This is a genomic window from Chryseobacterium camelliae (assembly GCF_002770595.1).
Taxonomy (GTDB): domain Bacteria; phylum Bacteroidota; class Bacteroidia; order Flavobacteriales; family Weeksellaceae; genus Chryseobacterium; species Chryseobacterium camelliae.
Genome location: NZ_CP022986.1, coordinates 743,576 through 765,946, shown reverse-complemented (window position 1 = coordinate 765,946; position 22,371 = coordinate 743,576). Strand labels below are relative to the sequence as shown.

At 39.5% G+C, this 22,371-nt stretch carries 20 protein-coding genes and 1 tRNA gene; 17 read left to right on the top strand and 4 right to left on the bottom strand.

What is annotated here, in order from left to right:
* The first annotated feature begins 1 nt into the window (after nucleotide 1).
* The 5 genes from CGB83_RS03530 to CGB83_RS03510 all read left to right on the top strand — a co-directional run bounded on the left by CGB83_RS03530 (nucleotide 2) and on the right by CGB83_RS03510 (nucleotide 6,731).
* Nucleotides 2-2,965, top strand: coding sequence for a tetratricopeptide repeat protein (locus tag CGB83_RS03530; protein WP_100074548.1), 2,964 nt, complete (start codon nucleotides 2-4; stop codon nucleotides 2,963-2,965).
* Nucleotides 2,966-3,057: 92 nt separating this feature from the next.
* Entirely contained in the window at nucleotides 3,058-4,839 is a 1,782-nt protein-coding gene (locus CGB83_RS03525) for a TonB-dependent receptor (protein ID WP_100074547.1), read from the top strand.
* A gap of 60 nt (nucleotides 4,840-4,899) precedes the next feature.
* A tRNA-Arg gene (locus CGB83_RS03520) sits at nucleotides 4,900-4,973 on the top strand.
* A gap of 520 nt (nucleotides 4,974-5,493) precedes the next feature.
* Nucleotides 5,494-6,105, top strand: a complete 612-nt coding sequence (locus CGB83_RS03515; protein WP_228420071.1) for a YfcZ/YiiS family protein — start codon at nucleotides 5,494-5,496, stop codon at nucleotides 6,103-6,105.
* Nucleotides 6,102-6,731 (top strand): hypothetical protein, encoded by a 630-nt coding sequence (locus tag CGB83_RS03510; RefSeq protein ID WP_100074546.1) that lies wholly within the window; start codon nucleotides 6,102-6,104, stop codon nucleotides 6,729-6,731. The genes CGB83_RS03515 and CGB83_RS03510 overlap by 4 nt, the downstream gene beginning before the upstream one ends.
* 94 nt (nucleotides 6,732-6,825) lie before the next feature.
* Here CGB83_RS03510 and CGB83_RS03505 read toward each other — a convergent pair whose 3' ends face one another.
* The 3 genes from CGB83_RS03505 to CGB83_RS03495 form a co-directional block, all read right to left on the bottom strand.
* Entirely contained in the window at nucleotides 6,826-8,262 is a 1,437-nt protein-coding gene (locus CGB83_RS03505; RefSeq protein ID WP_100074545.1) for a serine hydrolase, read from the bottom strand.
* Nucleotides 8,263-8,327: 65 nt separating this feature from the next.
* Entirely contained in the window at nucleotides 8,328-8,720 is a 393-nt protein-coding gene (locus tag CGB83_RS03500) for a hypothetical protein (protein ID WP_100074544.1), read from the bottom strand.
* A complete protein-coding gene (locus tag CGB83_RS03495) occupies nucleotides 8,707-9,252 on the bottom strand; it encodes an RNA polymerase sigma factor (protein WP_100074543.1) in 546 nt (181 codons plus the stop codon). The genes CGB83_RS03500 and CGB83_RS03495 overlap by 14 nt, the downstream gene beginning before the upstream one ends.
* A 104-nt stretch (nucleotides 9,253-9,356) precedes the next feature.
* Between CGB83_RS03495 and CGB83_RS03490 the strand changes: the two genes are divergently transcribed.
* The 3 genes from CGB83_RS03490 to CGB83_RS03480 all read left to right on the top strand — a co-directional run bounded on the left by CGB83_RS03490 (nucleotide 9,357) and on the right by CGB83_RS03480 (nucleotide 12,970).
* Nucleotides 9,357-9,689, top strand: coding sequence for a DUF6249 domain-containing protein (locus CGB83_RS03490; protein ID WP_100074542.1), 333 nt, complete (start codon nucleotides 9,357-9,359; stop codon nucleotides 9,687-9,689).
* A gap of 92 nt (nucleotides 9,690-9,781) precedes the next feature.
* Complete coding sequence (locus CGB83_RS03485; protein WP_100074541.1) at nucleotides 9,782-11,926, top strand: outer membrane beta-barrel family protein; 2,145 nt, start codon at nucleotides 9,782-9,784, stop codon at nucleotides 11,924-11,926.
* Nucleotides 11,927-12,169: 243 nt separating this feature from the next.
* A complete protein-coding gene (locus CGB83_RS03480) occupies nucleotides 12,170-12,970 on the top strand; it encodes a Cof-type HAD-IIB family hydrolase (RefSeq protein WP_100074540.1) in 801 nt (266 codons plus the stop codon).
* 60 nt (nucleotides 12,971-13,030) lie between these two features.
* Here CGB83_RS03480 and CGB83_RS03475 read toward each other — a convergent pair whose 3' ends face one another.
* Complete coding sequence (locus CGB83_RS03475) at nucleotides 13,031-13,504, bottom strand: hypothetical protein (RefSeq protein ID WP_100074539.1); 474 nt, start codon at nucleotides 13,502-13,504, stop codon at nucleotides 13,031-13,033.
* A 775-nt stretch (nucleotides 13,505-14,279) separates the two neighbouring features.
* On the opposite strand from CGB83_RS03475, the gene CGB83_RS03470 reads away from it, so the two are divergent.
* The 9 genes from CGB83_RS03470 (at nucleotide 14,280) to CGB83_RS03430 (ending at nucleotide 22,289) form a co-directional block, all read left to right on the top strand.
* A complete protein-coding gene (locus tag CGB83_RS03470) occupies nucleotides 14,280-15,266 on the top strand; it encodes an ankyrin repeat domain-containing protein (RefSeq protein ID WP_100074538.1) in 987 nt (328 codons plus the stop codon).
* 200 nt (nucleotides 15,267-15,466) lie between these two features.
* A complete protein-coding gene (locus CGB83_RS03465) occupies nucleotides 15,467-16,021 on the top strand; it encodes a LemA family protein (RefSeq protein WP_100074537.1) in 555 nt (184 codons plus the stop codon).
* 9 nt (nucleotides 16,022-16,030) lie between these two features.
* Nucleotides 16,031-17,176, top strand: coding sequence for a glycosyltransferase (locus tag CGB83_RS03460; RefSeq protein ID WP_100074536.1), 1,146 nt, complete (start codon nucleotides 16,031-16,033; stop codon nucleotides 17,174-17,176).
* A gap of 4 nt (nucleotides 17,177-17,180) precedes the next feature.
* Nucleotides 17,181-18,095: a bromodomain-containing protein gene (locus CGB83_RS03455; protein WP_100074535.1), complete on the top strand. Its 915-nt coding sequence runs from the start codon at nucleotides 17,181-17,183 to the stop codon at nucleotides 18,093-18,095.
* Nucleotides 18,096-18,105: 10 nt separating this feature from the next.
* Complete coding sequence (locus CGB83_RS03450; protein ID WP_100074534.1) at nucleotides 18,106-18,477, top strand: hypothetical protein; 372 nt, start codon at nucleotides 18,106-18,108, stop codon at nucleotides 18,475-18,477.
* 5 nt (nucleotides 18,478-18,482) lie between these two features.
* Nucleotides 18,483-19,583 (top strand): glycosyltransferase family 4 protein, encoded by a 1,101-nt coding sequence (locus CGB83_RS03445; protein WP_100074533.1) that lies wholly within the window; start codon nucleotides 18,483-18,485, stop codon nucleotides 19,581-19,583.
* Entirely contained in the window at nucleotides 19,580-20,191 is a 612-nt protein-coding gene (locus CGB83_RS03440) for a hypothetical protein (RefSeq protein ID WP_100074532.1), read from the top strand. The genes CGB83_RS03445 and CGB83_RS03440 overlap by 4 nt, the downstream gene beginning before the upstream one ends.
* A 311-nt stretch (nucleotides 20,192-20,502) precedes the next feature.
* Entirely contained in the window at nucleotides 20,503-21,009 is a 507-nt protein-coding gene (locus CGB83_RS20090; protein ID WP_157761293.1) for a hypothetical protein, read from the top strand.
* Nucleotides 21,010-21,146: 137 nt separating this feature from the next.
* Nucleotides 21,147-22,289, top strand: a complete 1,143-nt coding sequence (locus CGB83_RS03430) for a 1-acyl-sn-glycerol-3-phosphate acyltransferase (RefSeq protein ID WP_100074530.1) — start codon at nucleotides 21,147-21,149, stop codon at nucleotides 22,287-22,289.
* The last annotated feature ends 82 nt before the right edge of the window (nucleotides 22,290-22,371 follow it).

Sequence of the window (22,371 nt, the reverse complement as noted above, 5' to 3'; positions counted from 1 at the left end):
AATGAAATCAGAAAAAATACTTCTAGCGGCTGCCGTATTCTATTTCGGGATCGCCGGGGCGCAACAGTCTCAGTACTTTGCGCAAAGAGAAAACTACCGATTCAACTTAGCCGAAAACCTCTACCAGACCAAAATATACAATGCTTCCCAGTATGAATATGCGCGACAATATTTCTACAATCAGAATCTGTCCAGGTCCAAAAAAGAAGCTGCTCAGTTTTTTGATCAGGTAATTGGGGTCATCCTTCAGAAAAACCATGCGGAAGAAGGGCTGACTGCCTTTATCAAGGAATATCCCAATTCAGCCTACTTTGCCCAGGCGAATTTACCGCTGGCAGATTATTACCTGGCTAAAAAGGATTTTGAAAAGGCTCTGGAAACTTTAGGCAAAGTGAACCAGTACCAGTTATCTAAAGAGGAAAATACGCAGTATATTCTTAAACTCGGTTATGCCAAATTCATGACCGGGGATTCCAAAGGGGCTACCGATGCCCTGGAAGAAGCCTATAAATCTGCAGATGAATCCCAGAGAGGCGATATCGCTTATATGCTTGGCCACCTGTACTATTCCAACCGTCAGAATGACCAGGCGTTCCGCTATTTTGATTCTATAAAAGACCAGCCGAAATATTCAAAGCTGGTACGTCCGTATTATGTACAGATGTACTATAATGATAAGGATTATGACAAAGCCATTGCAGAAGGAAATGCCTTGCTGAACGAAGATATTTCTGAATCCTACAAAGCTGAGGTCCACAAGATCATCGGGGAAAGCTACTTCATGAAAAATGAATATGCCGAAGCGTATCCCCACCTCAAAGATTACCTGAGCGTTCAGCAGAACCCTTCTGAGAACGACCTGTATGAAATAGGCTTTGTAGCGGCACAGCTTAAAAAGTATGATGAAGCGGTTTCATATTATAATCAGCTGATCAACAGCAATTCCGCTCTGGCTCAGAATGCTTATTACCAGCTGGGAAATGCCTACCTCGCAGTAGACAAAAAGCAGGAAGCCCTTTCGGCATTCCGTTCTTCTTACCAGATGGATTACGATGCCAAGGTAAAAAGGCTGGCCCATGAGCAGTATGCTAAGTTGAGCTATGACATCGGTAACCCGTTTGAAAGTGCGTCAACGGTTATCCAGAATTATATTACCCAGAACCCGAACGCAGCCAACCTGGCTGAAATGCGGTCTATGCTGGTGAAATCCTACCTGTATTCCGGGAACTATAAAGAAACCCTGAATGCGATTGACAGGCTGCAGAATTCATCCCGTGACATTGACAAGATCGATCAGGAAGTGTCCTATCTTCTGGGTACGGAGGAATTTAACAAAGGCAATTACGATGAGGCTGAGAAATACTTTTTAAGAAGCCTTGAATTCAATATCAATAAGGAATTTTATAACCGGGCTCTGTACTGGCTGGCCCAGGTATACTATCAGAAAGGAAACTATCCTTCAGCGATTGCCCGTTATGAAAAACTTACGAATGAAAATTTCCCGGAAAAACAGCAGCTGCCGTATGACCTGGGATATGCTTATTTTAAATCGAAGAAATTCGATCAGGCGCAGACGTATTTCAAGCAGTACCTGAACAATCCGAAACCTGAATTCAAAAACGACGCAGAACTCCGTCTGGCAGATATTTATTACGCCAATAATGACCTGAATGACGCTATTGCCATTTACGACAAGACCGAAGATGCTACAGACTACACGCTGTTCCAGAAATCGATGGCACTGGGCTTCAAAGGCGATACGCAGGCTAAAATCAACAGCCTGAAAAACCTGTTGTCAAAATATCCGGATTCCGAGTATTATGACGATGCATTATATGAAATCGGTACCGCTTATGCGGCGCAGGATGATTTCTCCAATTCCAATGACTATTTCGGAAGAGTGATCAAAACGTCCTCCGACCGTGACCTGGTAGCGAATGCATCGATCTACAGGGCACAGAATTATATCGACCTGAACCAAAATGATAAAGCACTTTCCGAACTGAGAGCTTTGGGAGAGCAGTATAAGAATACAGCCTACGCAGAAAAAATTGTGCAGGCAGCGAAACCAATATTCACCAAGAACGGTGACGTATCAGGTTACGAAACCTTTGCTAGAAACTTAGGCGTAAATGTAGACGCTTCTGAAATTGATGAGATCAACCTGTCTACGGCCAAGCAGTATTTCACGAAGAAGGATTACAAAAATGCCATCCAGTATTACGAAAAATACCTGACGCAAAACCCAACCGGAGAAGGACTGTACCAGGCCAAATATGAGCTGGGCGAAAGTTATTACCAGACCAGCAACAGTACAAAGGCATTACTGGTCCTACAGGAAGTGGCAGGTGTCCAGAACGACTATCAGGATGATGCGCAGACCCGTCTTGCCCAGATCTATATGGCCCAGGGAAATACAGCTGAAGCCAAAAAGTCACTGGAAAGCATCAGGAATTCTTCAGATGTGAGCATCAGGAATTACGCCAACGTAGAGCTCATGAAAATCTATGCAGAGGAAAAAGATTTCTCCCAGGCAGAGAAGCTGGCGGATGCCGTTATCGGAAATGCGAAAAATTCCGCAGCTGTGATCGAAACCGCTAAAGCCATTAAGGCCAGAAGCCTGATGAATGCCGGAAAAGATAAAGATGCACAATCTGCTTATGCAGCGCTTGAAAAATCATCCAATACTTCCGTAGCAGCAGAATCACTGTATGCAAAAGCTTATTACCAGAATAAGGCAAAAGCATTTAAATCTTCCAATGAAACCATCTTTAAGCTGGCCAATAACTATGCTTCAGAAGAATATTGGGGAGCCAGGGCGCTGGTGGTGATGGCGAAAAATTATCTGGGTCTTAAAGACAACTACCAGGCCAGTTATACCTGTGACCAGATTATCGAAAACTATAAGGATTTCCCTGATATCGTAGCGGAGGCCCGGGAAGTGAAAAAACAGATTAAAAAGTAATATTGTACCCTGTACCATACAGAACGCGGAGCACCAGATTTAAGATGATATGCAGTGCGCATCTGACATGATACATTAATACAACCAAAGAAATGAACAGAAAGATTCAAATTTTATCCATCATATTTTTAGGGGTTTCATCAGCAGCCTTTTCCCAGATCAAGGAAGAGAAACTGATTCTTAATAAAAAAAGGGAACCGGAAGTAAAGAAGATCGAGAAAAAGAAGACTTCCGTGGAAGTGATTAAAAACTACCCGCCGGAAGAAAAATCCCAGAACCCGGTACGCTATACCATTACAGATGTTCCTACGGTTTCAGACTTTAAGACCTCAACCATTCAGGGCGAAGATGTGGCACCTAAATTTGATGCTACGGCCCAGAACAATTATTTCCAGTTCGGAATGGGGAATTACGGTAAAATCCTGGGGGATGCCAATATTTCCAAGACCCTGGAAAATAAACTGGAAGTAGGAGGGGATGTACACGTGCTCTCTACCAACGGCCTTAAGAAAGATTATGACTGGAAATCAGGGCAGAGCACCGCTACTATAGGGGCATTCCTGAACTCCTACGGCGATAAAGGTAAATTCAATCTTAATGCGGAGTACGATCTGGACAACTATAATTATTATGGAATTTATGCCTTACAGCCTTCTGCGGATGTGGACCTGAAGCAAAAAGTCAATCAGTTTAAGGTGAACGGATACTATGATTTTTATTCCAATGAGATCCTTAATGACGTACGGGTAAAATCATCCTTCGTAAAAGACCATTTCGATGCTCAGGAAAACCAGGTTTCTATTCTGGCTAATTTCTCAAAGCACGCAGTGGAGCTGGGTAAATCCGGCATTGTGATGAATGCGGACCTTGGGGTAGGCCTGGAAACCGTAAAGACGGATTTTGCTATCAGGGATAAAAATTCATCCAGCTTTTTCAACACGAACCTGACACCGAAATTAACGTTCAGAAAAGGCGAATCCTATCTGATGCTAGGTTCATCATTTACCTTCCTGAATGCCAAGAACAATAATGCCCTTATGGCTGAACAGATGAAGAATAACAAAGCCTACTGGTTCCCGCAGGCTGAATTCCAGCTGGCTGCAGCCCAGGAGTTCAAGTTTTACGGTGGAGTAGACGGCGGCCTGAAGCTCAATACCTATTCAGACCTTTTGCAGCAGAATCCTTTTATTCTTTCTGACCAGTATCTGAGGCCTACGGAAACCCAGTACCATTTCTATGCAGGTTTAAGAGGGGATTTTGATGAAACGGTAAAATACGATTTCTCCGCAGGCTACGGAAAAATAAGAAATATGATGTTCTTCCAGGCTAACGGGCTGTTCGATAATGATTATACCCTGAACCGTTCAGCATACAATTTTGCCAATACTTTTTCGGCTGTTTATGACGACGGAAATGTGAGTGATATTAAGGGAAGCGTACAGTATTTTCCGCTGGCCAACCTGAGTTTAGACGGAGAAATCCGATTTCAGAAGTACGATCTGAAAAATTATGAAGATATTTATAACGTTCCTTTGCTTACCGCAAGCATAGGAGCCAAGTATACCATGCTGGATAAAAAACTCTTATTAGGCTTCAAAGGAATTTTCGCAAGTGACAGAACCACAAATTCTTATGCCATAGAAGCGGTTCAGACTCCAGCGGCACCTTCCGGGATGATCTTCAGGTCTACGGAAGACCGGAATGATAAAGTTGGCGGTTATGCTGATTTAAATCTTTCCGCAGAGTATAAAATTCACAAAAATTTTAGTATTTTTGCACTCGGAAATAATCTTCTGAGCTCAAAGTACCAGACGTACAAAGGCTATAAAGTTTTAGGTGCACAGGTACTGGGAGGGGTGAAGATTACATTCTAGATATAATTGATAGATGATGAATGATCATTTATAAATCATCAATCATCATCTATACAAAATGGCTCCGTAGTTCAACTGGATAGAATATTGGATTTCGGCTCCAACGGTTGGGGGTTCGAATCCCTCCGGGGTCACTTGGGACAGTCTTTAGTAAGGACTGTCCCTTTTTTATTGCTGTATGAACTGGATGGAGGATCAGTTACAGAAGTCGGATTAAGGGCAAAAGTTGGGGGCTAAGCAAAAAGTTGAGTTGATCTGAACAGAAAGAATGCTGTGTCCATAAAACCTCTCAGCTGCGCTCTGAAGTTTTGATTTTAGCATTAGAAGATTCAGCGGCAGTATTGCAACATCTTCCTGAATCAGGGCATTCAGGTTCCATGTGAGTTGATAACAATCTTCTTTAATGTAAAAGCGCAGAGTATTAAACCCAATCCCTGATCATGTATCAGACAGCATTCTAAAAATTAAGGATTCACCGGTTGTATGGCTGCATAACGAAGTAAAATTTCTAATACCAATCCTCAGAAGTTCAACAGCCTGAAATAATTCTGGTTCAGCATAAAAAATAAAGTAAATTAGCCTGATTGCAAATAAGGAGATTGCGGTCGGGAATTTCAATAATATCACCATTGCCAATACACATCTGGAAGACTAATGAAAAAAAGAAATTACATTATTATAGGAATATTAGCATTGATCGCTTCATTAGCGATTGGAGTTCTGCTCATGCTGGAGGGGTTGAGGAGTATGGGAAACCCGAACGGAAGCAGGGCGCCTGATTACCCTTATTTCATGACCACCGGGCCTTTGACGGTTAAAAATTTAAAATTGCCGAAAGGAACGAAACTGACCTATGAGGAACAGCTTTTCCGGAAAGGACAGCAGGACCGGATTATGGATGAAAAAAAACTGATTGTTATTGAGCTGCCGAAAGGGAAAACGATCGATTGGGGCGGCGTCCCTGTGTATATGATCATGAAATTTTCCAATCCTGAAATGAAGGGATATTCTGTCAGCCCCGATTTTGGACAATTACGTGATGAAAAGAAAACCCGGTTTTCGGAAATGTGGCAAAGTTGTGAGGGGGAATTAGGAGTTCTCGTCAAAAATCCGGATGACTGGAGCTTTAATGTAAAAAATATTGCTGATATCTCGGATTGCAGTGTAATTTATCAGCGCTTTTTTAAGGACGATGTACAACAGCAAAGCTTTCTTGATCAACTTTTAGGTGAAATGAAAAAAAACAGCCAAAATCAAACGAAATGAAAATCATCTGCGTGTACTCCTTATTCCTTTTTATTTCAGTTCCGGTGAGTTTACCAGCCCAAAACAGTAAGATCAAAAATAATTATACCCATCTGGTCAGGGAAGAATCTGGTGATTTGAATAATGATGGAAAAGCGGATAGGGTAACGGTTAAGATGGATACCGTTGATAAGACAAGACCATTACAAGTACAGATTTTCCTGTCTCAGCCTAATGGAAGATTAATTTTGGCAGTATCTTCGTCCAAGATCATAGAACCGCAATATCCTGTGGAGAAAAAAGGAAAATTCAATGGCTATCAGATTCCCAGTTTTATGATTGAAGATGGAACTCTAAAAATGTGGAGTGAAATCAAAGGTGGAAATATAACCTGCGATTTCAAATATAACCATGGTAATTTTGAATTGATTCATGTTACCAGGATCACTAACAATGCGACAAAAGGATATACCGATGAAAATACAATATTCACGGAAACTCAATTTGATCTGGTTACAGGGGTCAGGATCGAAACTGATGAAAAATTACGTTCAGCCAAACCACTGAAAATAAGAAAAAAGAGAGTTATCATAAGACCGCTGCCTAAAATACAGGATTTCAAATTTTCTGATAAAGCGTTATATTAAGAACCGGGTCCTGCTGTGAAACAAAAGCCCTGTCTTCCGGAGACCAATAATAACGGGCGATACAATAATTTCAGCACCATTTGTACGATTAGACTTATTCCGAAAGCAGTTTTTTAAGTATTTTTTTTCCATTTTCATTTTCCGGATTTAATTGGATGGATCTTCTGTACATCTCAATGGCTTTGTTTTTATCTTCCATCTTCAATAAAATTTCTCCATAACTGTCATATACATTCCAGCTCTTCGGGAATAGGTAAACATTGAGCTTGAAAATTTCCAAAGCCTCTTTTTCTTGCTTATTGGCCATCATTCGGTAGGCCCAATCGTTCAGCTCAGATTCGTTGGGAGTAAATGAAGGATTTGTTTTTCGTTCTGTTTTTACAAAATCGATTACTTTACCGAATCCTATTTCTCTCAGATTTTTTCTTAAATAGGTCAATGGATCTGCCTTCACAATATCAGGATCGTAGCAACCTGCAATTTCTTCAACAAAGTCTTCGGGAGCGCTTCCTGCGAGGTTGGTTAATACGATAATGGCCATATGATCATCAGGATATACCATTATGACAGATCTGTTACCGCCGGACATTCCGACTGCTCTGTGGTTTTTTCGTGGTTTTGTAATTCCCCAGCCTCTTGCCCAGTTGGTCGGTGTTCCATTATTGAATTGACCTGGTGACCACATCATCTCTAAAGTGGCCGGGTTTTTGAAAAGACGGCCGGCTTGTAATGCGATGAACCAGTTCGCCATATCTTCAGCAGTACTGTTGAGGCCAGCTCCGGTCCGGACGAAATCCGGAAATTCTGTGTAGGTATTGGTAAGTTTTGCCTCTCCTTTTCTGCCATCGAAAAAATTGTTATAGCGGTAAGATGCCGAATAGTTGGGAATAATGTCCCTCGAATCTCCGAATACTGTATTGGTAAGATGAGCAATCTGAAACTGATTTTTTTTGAAATCGGCGCTAAAAGGTTCTTTGGAGATTTTTTCAATGATTTTCCCCAACAGATAATAGTTGGTTTGATTGTAACTGAATTGTTCGCCTGCTTTAAAATCCAGGGGGAGTGTTCTCAATTTTTCCCAAATTGCTGATTCATTCTTCAATGGTCCAATATTACCCGTGGCTGGATCAAGAAGTTGCAGGATGTCAGGCAACCCTGAAATATGGGTCAGGAGCTGGTCAATAGTGATCTTCTGCCATTCATCGGGAAGATGATCCAGATATTTACTGATCGGATCATTCAAATTAATTTTACCCTGTTCAACCAATTGCATCACCGCAACCCCGGTGAAAACCTTTGTATTGGAGTTGATCGGAAAAATGGTTGTATTGGTAACCGGAATAGAATACTGCAGATTGGCAGCTCCATAGGATTGGCTTAAAACAATTTTTCCATTTTGTACAACGGCAATCTGCAGGCCCGGGATCTTCCGTTCTTTCATTTCTCTGTTAATGATTTCATCAACACGGGCCCTGGTCTGCTGGGCGCAAACCTGTAATGAAATAAATAACAACAATATGTGGATTTTCATACTATAGAGACAAACAGAGTTGACTTTTTATTACATGGATACAAAGCATACATTTTTATAGGTAATCAATTGATTCCTTTCCTGGCGTTGATCAATCGTTCACCAAACTGTATTAAGACTACTGTAACGAGAAAAAAAATACTTAAAAATCTGTAGTGCAGAAAAACAGTACATAACATTGAAATAAATTCTGTATTGAGAAAACTGATCAATAAAGAAATGCTTATTAATACTAAAATTGAGATAAGGGTATACATCTTTATATTCAACTTACGCTGTTGTTTTGTTTCAATTTTACGGATGATATTCTTTGAAAATCCTGATGAAAATCCATTGGGGTTTCCCTTTTCCAATTCGCTGTCCAGAAAATCGTAAATTTCTGAATCAACTTCTGAAATTTGCTGATTGGCCGTATTTTCTTTTTGATCTTTGCTGATCTTTTTTTTAGGGATATCCATCTTTCTGTAATTTTTCTTTTAATAATTTTCTGGCCCGCAGCAGATATACTTTTATGGTTCCTTCAGGAAATTTTGTAATTTTTTGAACCTCCTGAACAGTCAGCTCATCCAGATGATACAGCGTGATCACCGTTCTGTACTGCAACGGAAGTTCACGGATCAGTTTATTCAGATAGGCATCGAATTCTTTTCCGATCAGCCTAGATTCCGGTGTTTCTGAAGAAAACTGAAAATCAATACTGTGATCCAAATTATCATACTTTTTATTAACTTCTTTTTTTAGATAATTAATGGCGATATTATAGGTGATCCTGGCAATCCAGGTTGATAATTTGGATTCTTTCTTAAATAACCTCAGATTCTCGAAAACCCTCATAAATACTTCCTGACCGATATCCTCGATATCCTCATCATTTGTCAGCATCCTGTTCAGAATAGAGTAGACCAGGTTCTGATACTGTTTGACAACGATCTGAAAAGTATTCAGATTGCCTTTTAAAATATCAGAAATGACTTTGTCTTCATCGAACATATTCTATTAGACAGCTGAATTGGAGATCGGTTACAATTTTCTAATATATTTAAAATTTTGTAACCTGAAATGCATTTATTTGTCTATTGGTTAAATCATCCACAATGAAACATCTTGCACCCTTTATAGTAATGATCGCAATATTAATTGCAATCTCCGTTGTAATCGTAGTCTTAACAAATTATGACCTTAAAAAGAAGATACTGAACAAAGAAAATATAGATGATAAGATGTTCATTATCCTCAATAATCTGACAGACTTCGGATCTGAAATGCTGAAATGGGGGATCATCCTATTGTTTGGAGGAATTGGTTTAATCGTTTTGGAATTTCTTCCTTATAATGAAGATTCGCCGCTTCCTTATGGTGTGATGACTATCTTCGTCTCACTGGGTTTCCTAAGCTACTATTTCCTGATGAAAAATAAGAAGAAATAATTTTTCTCTTTAATCAATCTTAACATTCCACTTTTTTAAAGAACAAAATCTTGTTCTCAGGATACTTATGCCCAAATTTTAAAATAATAATTATGAAAACAAAAATAATAGCAGTACTATCTTTTATCTTTTTATTCAACAGTTTGAATGCTCAGGAACAGGTAAAAGATTCTCTTATATCAAATCAGGAATCTTCGATTCAGGAGGTTGTTATTGAAGGAAAAAAACCTTTGATCAGAACAAAAATTGATGGGTTGGTCTACAATGTGCAGTCGGATCCGGAAAGCAAATCCAAGAATCTGCTGGAAATGATGAGAAAAATGCCTTACCTGTCTGTGGATGCTGACGAAAACATCCTTTTCAAAGGAAACACCAACTTTAAAATTCTGATCAATGGAAAAGAAACACAGCTTCTGACGAACAGTCCCAAAGATTTTTTGAAAAGTATGCCTGTCAACACGATTCAGAATATCGAGATCATAACTAATCCTTCCTCAAAATATGATGCTGAAGGAGTATCTGGGCTTATTAATATTATTACAGCTAAGAAAATGAAGGATGGTTACAATGCATCCGTCAATCTTAGCTCAAGGTTTCCAAAGCAGGAAAACAATGCTGGGTTTTCAATGAATCTTCAACGCAATAAATTTGGGATTTCTGTTTATGGCGGTGGTTATCTTAAAAACAGTCCTGAGATCAGTTATCAAAATTCCCAATACACCGTATCCAATAATCTATTTCAGAATGGAAGTACTTCAGGCAAAGGAAACGGAGGCTATTTCAATGTTAATGCGAGCTATGAAATCGATAGTCTGAATCTGTTGAACATTCAGCTGGGTTCAAATATTGCCAACAACACAGCAAAAGACCATTTTAATTCAGGTTTTTTCCAGCAAAACAATCTCAAAGAAAATATTAATTCTATCAGCAATTCAGACGGTAACGGAAAAGGTTTTGAGGCTTCTTTCAATTATCAGATGGGGTTCAGAAATGATAAAAGCCAGCTTTTGACGTTGTCTTACAGGTTCAACAGTTACGATTATGGTATTAACAGTGTTACGGATTTTCAAAATAGATTGAACAATATGTCCAATACTATCAATCAGAATAATGATAATCAAAATAATGAAAATACTTTTCAGGTCGATTTCGTAAAGAACATTAAAAAAGTCTATCTGGAAACCGGTATAAAAGCCATACTCAGGAAGAACAGCAGTCAATACACAACCGTTCCGGAAAGCCTTCTAAATTCGGATGAATTTTCGAACCAACAAAATATTTACGGAGCTTATGTCACCACAAAGTTCAGTTTTTTAGAATGGAATTTCCAAACGGGATTAAGAGTGGAAAGCACGGTTACGAATGTCAATTTTACTTCTACCGATACCCTGGTTAATCAGAATTACTTGAATCTGATTCCGAATATATCCATCAGTAAAACCTGGAAAGAACATCACGGTATCAACTTCGGATTTTCACAGCGAATTAAAAGACCGGGCATCAACCGTCTGAATCCATTTGTCAATCAATCGAATCCTTATATCCAGGTCAGTGGAAATCCTTACCTGAAGCCTGTTATCAATAATGATCTGATGGCGAATTATTCCTACAACCACAGGATCAGTCTGAATCTTGGATTGGGGTATTCATTTTCTAATAAAACTGACCTTAAAGTTTCAACCTATAATCCTACGACAAATATTACCAACACCACCTATGAAAATTCAAGCAACGTAAGCCGGCTCGGTCTGGATTATAACCTGAATTATCCTGTTACCAAGAAACTTACTTTTGGGGTCAACGGAAATGCGGCCTTCTTCTTTATCAAGGGTAAAATCAACAATATTGAAGTTGAAAATAATCTTTTTACATACTATGTTTATCTCTCAGCCAGTTATCAGTTTGAAAATCATTGGAATGCCAGTTCAAATCTTGAACTGAACAGTAGAATGCCTGCCGGGCTTCAAAGCACGACCAATGCTTTTACAGGCTCATCGTTCAGTTTCAGCAAAAGTATTCTAAATAATCAAATGTCATTTTCAGCATCCGTTAATAACCCTTTTAATACATTCAGAAAAGCCGTTACGGAAACAATCGGAACTGATTTTTATCAGAATAATTATGTCAGGGATTATTACAGGTCATTTAGTTTCAATATCACGTATAAATTTGGAAAGCTTAGGGATGAGATTAAAAGTACAAGGAGAAAAATTGAAAATAACGATTTGGCCAATTAGATGATCGAAGACATTTTTATATCTGCTTTTCCTTATTTTAAATACGGGTAAAACAGAAGATTCAGATCACAAAAAAGCAGCAAGCAAGCGTCTTTGTCTGGAATTTTGCCAGAGAACGCCAGGATAGGGTTGTTTTATGGAGTTCAGGTCATTTAATTAAATTTAAAAAAAATTAGGTTTTGCGGAGATTTGCTATTTTTTGTTTGTAATTTTAGGGTATAAATGATGTTGTAATTATTGACTATGAACGCCGTACAAAAACCAAATGTTAAAGCTGTCTTTTTCGATATAGACGGTACTCTTTTCAGTTTAAAAACCAAGTCCATCCCTGAGTCGGCTCAAAAGGCTTTAAAAAATCTGCGCAAAAAGGGAATAAAAGTTATTGTTGCGACCGGTCGTTCCATCAATGATCTTCATCATATCAGGCATTTGGAGTTTGATGGATTTCTTACCTTCAATGGAGGATATTGTATGACAGTGGACGGTGAAGTGATGTTCCGTCAGACCATTCATTCAGAGGATATCAAAAACCTGATCAGGTTTTCTGAGAAATCGAATGTCAGCTTTTCACTCATGTATGAAGATAAAGTGAGAATCAGCCACGAATCTCCAGAAGTGCTGGAGTTATATGAGCACGTCAACCTTCCTGTTCCTCCATTATACAGCAAAGAAATTCCTGATTTCGAAAATGTTTTGCAGGCTAACGTTTTCATCGGCCCTGAATATGAAGATTCTTTTATGAAAGAAGTGATGCCGAATTCTTTATCATCCCGATGGACATCCTTATTTGCTGATGTCAACCCGGGAGGAATCAGTAAGCAAAACGGTGTGCAGCAGTTTTGTGATCATTTTAATATCGATATTTCTGAAACGATGGCTTTCGGAGACGGAGGAAACGATATTTCAATGCTGAAGTTTGTAAAAACTGGAGTTGCAATGGGAAATGCCGGAGATCATGTCAAAGAAGCAGCAGATTTTGTGACGGATGATGTGGATGATCATGGTATTGAGTCGGCTCTGATTCATTTTGGCCTGTTGGACTAGGGTTTAAATCTTCTGTTTTGTCATCGCCGATGTGTCTTAAAGATGTACCCATCTAACCCTTTAGATGATTTTTAACGATTTAAAGTTTAATGGCTTCTTTACAATCAGTTGATCGGCGTTTTCCAGGATATTTTCGCCTGCCAGTTTTTCTTTAAGAAAGGCATCACCAAAAACTATAATCAGAGATTGATCGCCGGTACTGATTGGGAGAAACTGTTTCATAATGCCTTTTTTCGAAAGTAGATAATTCAGTTCCAGTATCAGGTCGAAGTCGAACCATTCTTCACATAAAAGTCTGATCTGATACTTTTCATTACCTAATGCAAAACTTATTTCAGCGATATAATGTTCACGGTTGCCAGTCCAGCCTTCGTTTTCAACGGCGAGATTTTGAGGTGAAAATATACCTTTGCTGATGGATGATAAATTTTTAATCAATTCAACATAAGCCTCAACTTCTTCAAACCTTTCGCAATCGAACAGGATATAGTCTTTTCCGGCTTCTACAATGCCATATTTTTCAAGAGTTTCCATATTGTTTTATATTAATGATGAATTACCGCAGACTTTTAGCTTTTTACACCGTGTGTTTACATAACATCTGTTTTGCCGAAAATACATCATTGCATCCACATACGTTTAATCTGACAGCCGTAAATACAGATTCATTATCCATCAGTGCAGAGTTGTAAGCTAGTAGGCTTTTTGTTTTTCTTTGGTTTCGATTCTGTACAATGAAATGTCGTAGCTCATTTTTTAGGTATTTTGGTTAAGGTATCAATGCTTATTTTATCCTTTTCAAACAGTTTATCTTTTGGTTCGTCATTCAGAAAAATGGTGTCATCCTCAGGGAAATTCAATTCTCTGTCCCAGTGATTTTTTCAGTTCTAATGTAAGGATTATTTTGTTCTGAGATCAATTCAACAACATAGATAACCTGATAATAGCAATGATGAGCCATCTGCAATGATACTTAGTTTTGGAGTATTCCTAGTTACAGGAACTGATTTGAATGAGGATTGTGTGCTCAAGATTCGTCATTTTACTTAACGATCGTGAGAAACTGAAACAGATCAACTTGCGCTACTTTAATTTTTCAATCAGGTAAAAAATTGGTTGAAACAAACCAGCATTAGGAATCTCCACAAAATTGTAAAAGCGAAATCGGCTCTTCGCATCATCTGGTTCTTCTGCAATGTTTTAAATTGAACGTTTAATCTGACAGGTCATAGTTTCTGTTTATCCAGCATATTGCTTTGGTTCATGGTTTGAAAGAGTATACATACCGTAACATTAATACCGACAAATCATGATTCAGCTTATCCCGGAACCATACAAACGCGCTTTATTATCTGCAATTGACAATGCAGATATGGATAGCATTCAAAAGATTATTGAAGGCAACCGGATTGATGTCAATTCTTACAACGATGATTCATTTTCGCCTGTCATCATGGATGTTCTTACTTCATTTGGAATAAAAAATGAAGAGGAAAGACTGAAGATACTGCTGTTTTTTCTTAATCGTGGAGCAGATCCGAACCTGAACTGTAAATCGGGGTATAATTCGTTACATATTGCGGTACAGCAGAAAAAGTTGGTTCGATCTCTCGACCTATTGCTGGACTTTGGTGGTGATGTAAACGCTACAGATCAGAATGGAAGCTCTGTTGCTTATTGGGCGATTCAGAGTTTTCCGTGGAGAACGGAAGGTGAAGTCAGGCAGCAGCATTTAAAAGTTATAGGAAAAATAATGATGTTAGGTGCTGATCTTGATCAAAAAAATAAGTTTGGCGTTGCCCCAAGAGACTGGCTAAAGCGTTCACCTGAAGACCTGAGGCTACTGGTAGAGCAATGCGAAAAATTAAACCCAGGGTATACCGAAAGTTCCACCGTCCAGCCGGATTTTCCTACAAATTATAGATTTCCGAAAATAGTCCGCCATATCCGCACAAACTTAATCCCCGTTAGAGGAGAAGCAGAAACGATAGAAGGAGAGATGCTTCGCGGATTGGATATTTTGCAGGATGAAGCATACAGAAACGGAAATGCCAATTATTCAAAAAACCATAAAGCTTTTGCGGAGTTTATTTTAGAAAACCTGACTACATTTACGAAGACCAATAAGGATGACATTAAAAGAATAACGGATGCAGTTAAAAAGCTAATGAAAGCAGAATATCCCTGTCTGGAAGATGATGTCTACGATTATTTAACAGACCAGATCTGCATCTTCCATCTAAAAATAAATAGCAATGAATTCGGAACTTCCAAAAAATGGTGGAAGTTCTGGTAGTAAAACGTACCAGATCAGGAGAGGGGAGTCAGGACATTTTGGTTTCAGGGCAGGTATCAAAATTCAAAAAGGCCAAAATGATGTAAAGTCCTTTACAAAGTAAATCCTTATTGCATTATAAAATGTTGTAGCCTGAAGTGATTTTTCAATATTTTTTTCTTTCATTTTGGTATTTTGTTTAACTTGTAGAAAAATAAATCATGATTACAATAGGAATTATCGTTGCCATTTTAGTTATTGCTATCATTTGGGCTGTTTCGGTTTACAACGGATTGGTCAATAAAAAGGTCAGCGTGCAGGAAGGATGGAGCTCAATAGATGTGTTTCTGAAAAAGCGGAATGATTTGATTCCCAATCTTGTTGAAACCGTAAAAGGCTATGCAACGCATGAATCGTCTGTTTTACAAAATGTAGTGGAGGCCAGAAACCTGTCTGGCAAAGCGCAGTCTGCAAAAGAGCAGGGCGTGGCGGAATCTGCAATGCAAAATGCTATGATGAACCTGTTTGCAGTGGCAGAAAATTATCCCGACTTAAAAGCCAATGCTAATTTCATCTCTCTTCAGCAGGATTTGAATGCCCTGGAAGATGATATCGAGATGGCGAGAAGATACTATAACGGCACAGTGAAGGAAAATAATGTTGCGATAGAAGTTTTCCCTTCCAATGTGATTGCCAATGCTTTCAAATTTGAGAAAGCGGAATTTTTCGAAATTCAAAATGCAAGTGAGCGCGAGGTGGTGAAAGTTAATTTCTAACTTCGAACAATGAAATCCTACTACGCCAGTTTTGATGCTTTCCCTACCAGCAAAGGGGCATCCACACATATCTGCCACAGTTTGCAGGCTCTGTCCGGAATTGCGGATAAAGTAGATGTGTATTGTCTGCAAGGTAATAATTCTGCCATAGATACCAGGCTTGCGGAGAATGTAAAAATTTATCCTTTCTTCTACGAAAACGAAGCTCAGAATTACCTGGAAAGAGCGCGGCTTTTTTCTGAAAAGGTATATTATTGTACTGCACTTTCCCATGAGAAAGGAATTGGGCAGTTTCGTGATATCTGGAGCGGGCTGGGAATGATAAAACAAACCCATCTCAAAACGGTTTTTGAAGTCAATGCGTTAACATCTGTAGAATTGCCGGTGAGGTTTCCTCTTTTAACGCCTTCTCTCATTGCTGAAATACAGAATATTGAACTGGCTTGCCTTGAGGCCTGCGATCATATCGTAACACCGTCTGCCGTCACAAAAAAGTATCTGACACAAAAGTTTTCTATTGACAGGGAAAAAATATCCGTTATCCCCAATGGTGCGGAGACTATCTCAAAAAAGGATAAACCCATTGACCTTCCTGCAGAATACATCGTTTATTTCGGTGCCCTGCAACCCTGGCAGGGATTGGATGTTCTGCTGAAATCTTTCCGGTATCTGAAAGATTATGAAAGCCTGAACCTGGTCATCTGCTCTTCCGTGAAAGAAAAGGCAGCAAGACCTTATCATAAATTAATTGAACATCTCGGCATTCAGGATCAGGTCATTTTTATGTATGAACTGGAAAAAGATGATCTCTATGCCATCATACAACACGCAAAAGCATCGGTTGCTCCGCTGAAATTTGGAGACCGAAATGTGGTACAAGGCTGTTGCCCGATCAAAATACTTGAATCTATGGCCTGTAAAACACCGATTATTGCAGCAGAACTGCCCGTAACCAAAGAATTGCTGGCAGAAGGAGAAGCTTACTTTTTCTGGCCCGAAGATGAGCAGGACCTCAGCCGATGCATCCGTTTCGTTTTAGACAATCCCGGACCGGCAAATGAGAAAGCCGAAAATGCATTCCACAGATTCCAACAGCAGTTTACCTGGGATCATCATAATGAACATTTACAAAAAGTATATCACAATCTAATGTAAAGCTATGGCAGAATATTATAATATCCAGTTGACTACGGAAGATATGGCGCCTATTGAAAGAGCACATCTGCACCGTGGTTTCAGTTCAAAAAAAACGCCCCTGAAATGGATCAGGTTTTTCAGAATGTGTGTGTTACAACGTGAACTGTCCCTGAAAAAGAGAAAGAAAAACTCGTATACCCTTTGGATTGCCTATTTTATCATTGCCGCGGCAATGATCTTTCTGGTTCCGGGCTACTGGATTGCCGTCAACATCATCTTATTTGTGGTGGCTTTGATAATGGATGCCAGATACCGGAGAGAATTCAGAAAGAATTATACCGATGGCTATGACTTTTTCTCGGATTATTTTTCCGCCTTATTTACATTGATAGAAGAAGAGCTTCCGCAATTGGGAACGATCCACTTTACGGCGAATGTCAAGGAAACACTGGCAGGCGTAGAATATTTGAAATCCTCTGAGGACGCTACATTTGAAACACGCGGCTTCATCTCCGGTAAAGAAGAGTTTTATGAAAAAGAAATTGCACAGGGATACTGCACACTGAAAGATAGTGCAGAGGTTAGCTTCAGCTTTGTGGAAAAAGTGAGAAAACGCATTATCAAGAAGAGAGGAACCAGCGGGAAAAGGAAAACCAAACAGAAATACAAATCCGTCTATCCTTTTATTCTGAAATTAAAGCTTCCGAAATCTGTTTATCAGCTAAAAACGGACATTGATAAAGCGGATATACAAATGGAAGAGGATGACTCTTTTTATTATATGAAAGCACGGAGGAAATTTGATATCAAAGACGAAAATCCTGATGGTTACAGTGCTTATCAGTACCGTTCCACTCCATTATTCTCTGTAGAATATTTTTCTTTGGAAGTGGTTAATTTGTTTAATATCTGTTATGGATGCTTTACCCTGAAATAAGACTGAGACTATGGACCAGAATATAAATTGCCAGGAAAAACTAGGCCTGTTTCTTGTGGACGATTGTCCTGCTGTCGCCACGGAACAATGCGCAAACTGCAACAAGAAGGTTTGCAAAAATCACATCTTCCTTCAGAATGAAAATGGGAAAAACCAAAAGCTTTGTCTGACCTGTAAAGCCGTTCTGGATCCCAGATTGACTTCCAGGATCGAATTATACTCGCCCGACCGGCCTGTCTGGAGAAAAAAAATGATGAACAGGTTTCATACGGAATATCCGTTTCTGGTGACGATGGCAAGCCAGTACGGTGCATTGTTTGACACGGTTTCGTTCACAGATTTTTCCAATCACTCGGGTGATTCCTCACCTTTTGACAGCTGAATTTTATGAAAATTTTGCTGGTAACCCAAAACTATCCTCCGTCCAGAGGTGGAATGGCAGAATCCTGCGGAAGGATTGTCCGGAACCTGAAAAGAAAAGGTTGTGAAGTCCATGTCCTGCATTTTTCCAACCGGCAGAAGCCTTATGTGATAAAAACGGAAGCCGGCGGAAACTACAGTGCGCTCGGGATCTATGATACAGAAGAATATACGCTGAATCTGGCGGCATTATTCCTGGAAAAGAAAAAGGAATTTTTAGAGGTTGATGCGATTGTTGCCTTTGGCGGATATCTGCCTATGATGTGGACGCCTGTCATCAGTCAGTTTTTCGGAAAACCTTTGTACACCTGTATCCGGGGAAATGATTTTGACGAAGGTTTATTTTCCAGGAAGAGGAACTCACTTTTTTATGCCCTGGAACATTCGGAGGCTATATTGTCTGTCTGTACAGAGAAGCAGGGAAAAATTGCAAAATTGTTCCCTTCAAAAAAAGTCGTTTATACACCAAACGGAATTGATGCCTCTTTCTGGAACCTGAATGAGAATGAAATAAGGAAGACTGATGAGAGAAAGCAAGGCCTAACGGACAAAAAGGTTATCCTCATTGCGGGACAACTTAAATTCAAGAAGGGAATCCGCCATTTCATTGAGTCCTTTGATCAATTTCATTTTAAAAGTGACTATGAACTCTGGATGATCGGTGATCTGCCCGAAGAAGTCAAACTTTTTATCGGTAACTTTGATTTGAATGTCAAACTCTTTCCGTTTGCCTCCAAATACGAAATGCGCAGCTTTTACGCGATGGCAGACCTGGTGTGTATTCCGTCTTTGTATGATGGGATGCCTAATGTTTTATTAGAAGCCGGTGCTTCAAAAAAGCTGATTATTGCTTCTGAAGTTGGCGGTATTCCGGATGTCATCATACATGGAAGATCGGGACTTTTATATCATCCTTTGGAAGCCAACGCATTGCTGGATGTTTTGATTCAACATCATCATTTAGCTGAGGATAAAAAAGAACTGATGAAAAATGAATTGTATAACACGATTAATCAGAATTTTACAGAACAAAACGAAATACAGAACTACCTAAATCTATTCTTATGAAAAAAATTACCATCCTGTTTCTGGTGTCTTTTTTAAGCCTGAATTCCTGCAAGAAAGAAGCCCCGACCGCTAATCCCCCAGCTACTGAGAAAACAGCAACCAAAGCTGGCGGCTACACGGCAGACTACATTATTTCCGATAAAGACGGGAAGGCAATCGCTGGTTTTACGGTGAATCCTCCGAAAGTTCAGCTCGGATCGGAAACGTATACCGCAAAAGAAAAAGAAGATAAAAGGAAATATTACAGCAATGGTACACAACGCTACGAAGTGAAGCTGAAAGATGATACCTACAAGCTGAGAGATGCAGGTTCCAAACTCCTCTGGAAAGTAAAAACCTATCCGGACAAAATCAAAATTGCCGATAACGAAGAGAATCTGAATCCTTATGAAGTTAAAAATAACAACGGCGCAATCGAAGTATCTAAAGACGGAAAAGTCATCAATACCATGAAGGTGACAGGAAATGAAATTTCTGTCAACGGGCAGCCTGCCTACAAAATTTCAAAAACGTCTGACAGTTTTGCTTTGGGAATATTGAGTATAGATCAGATTCCTATGGATCAGAGATTATTGCTTCTTACCGAATTTCTTTACCAGAAAAAGTGATACTGATTTATGCATATGGTTCAGGATTAGGTCATCTCAAAAGGGTGACCTCTTTTCTGAAACGTCAAAAGTATGCTCCGGAACACTGTATTCTGTTGACCAACTCCGAGTTTTCAGAATTCTGGGAATCGGGCTGGACTGTAATTCAGAAAGAAAGTTTGTTTTTTTCTTCTGCGGAATTTTTGCCTTTTATCAGAAAATTAATCTCTGAAAATAATGTCCACACGTTTATTGTCGATGTTTTCCCCACAGGATTTTATGGCGAACTGTCTTCATCACTAAGTCATTTTGCAGGAAAAAAAATATTACTGTTGAGGATTTTATCAAATTCTTATTTCGACAAAAATCCTAATCTTCCTGATTTTGATGAGATCTACATCATGGAAAAAGGGGCATACCTCCCCCGGCTTCGATCCCGAAAAATACTCTGTTTAGATCATCAGGAAAATGTTTCAGAAGGAATTCCTATACCGGTTGAAATACCGTATTACCTCATTATCCATAGTCAGCCTTTAACGGAAGTGCTTCATCTTTATAAGCTTGCAAAGATGTACAGGACCCATCAGAAAATTATGATTTTAACGGCCACTGATATTCCTCAGGAAAACATCAGCTCTGAAGACCTGGTTCTTTACCATCAGAAACCTTCTCAATCCTTATTGGACCATGCGGAGAAAATATTTTCCGGTGCAGGCTTTAATACCTTTCATATGTTGGTTCATTATCATAAAAAATGGATTTGCAATCCTTTTCCGAGGACATTTGATGACCAATTTTTAAGAAAGGCTATCCATCATAAAGACGGATTAAATATTTAAATTTATATCAGTACATGTGATGCATCTGAGGTGATAAAAAACAACCGTAGTTCGATACATAATTAAAATATAAATTAGGCAGCATACCCGGCAAAATTTTTGTTATTTTACAAACCATTTAATTTTTAAATATAACTATGTCGAAATTCGATGAGATCAGGCCTTATGATGATCATGAAGTGAATAATGCTTTAAACAGTATAGCAAGGCATCCGATGATGAAAACACTGATGCAGTTCACGTTTCCGGGTAAAGAAGAAGAATTTTGGCTAAATCAGTTTAAAGACATCCATTCCATAAGCGATTTCCAGCATCGTTTTATAGCACAGACCGTACGGCAGATCATCCGCCAGAGTTCGGAAGGTTTGTCAACATCAGGATTTGATCAGCTGGATAAAAATACCGCTTACCTGTTCATCTCCAATCACCGGGATATTGTCCTGGACACTTCATTGCTGAACCTTGTCCTGCTGGATAAAGGACTGATCATGACTTCTTCCGCTATCGGAGATAATCTTGTTCAGAAGACCTTCCTGCATGTGCTGGCGAAACTGAACCGGAACTTTTTAGTCCAGCGCGGCTTATCCGTGCGGGAACAGCTGGAAAGCTCCAAACTGATGTCAGAATATATAGACTATCTGCTGCATTCCGAAAACCGTTCTGTCTGGATCGCCCAGCGGGAAGGCCGTACCAAAGACGGTAATGATGCAACACAGCAGGGCGTCTTAAAGATGCTGGCAATGGCGGCAGAAGGGGAGCCGCTTCCTGAGTTTTTCAAAAAGCTCAAAATTGTTCCCCTTTCCATTTCATATGAATATGATCCCACTGATGCGCTTAAAATGCCGCAGATTATGGCCAAATCCAAAAATGAAGTCTACATCAAAAGCAGTGATGAAGATTTTAAAACCATGCTGAGCGGAATCCTGGGCCAGAAAAAACGCATCCATCTGCATGCCGGTAAGGTCCTGGAATCAGAGTTTGATCAGCTGGCCTGTGCATCCGAAAGTAAAAATAAGCAGCTCCAGGCGATTGCAAAACTGATAGACCATTCTATTATTCAGCATTACAGGCTCTGGCCGACGAATTACATTGCTTTTGATTTGCTCAATAATACGGATCAGTATTCAGGACATTATACGGAGGAAGAAAAACAGCTGTTTGAGCGCCGCCTTGAAATGCGGATCGACAGCTCAGATGCAGAACTGAAGAAGAGTTTTCTCGGTATGTATGCCAATCCTGTGGTCAATAGCAGCAAAGAGCGCAGCATAAGTTTGCCATAAGAGGCCTGTAGTATTCATCCGGCAGTATGGCCGGAGCCTTGGAAATGATGTCCGTATCAATCTGATTTAAACAAAAAATATA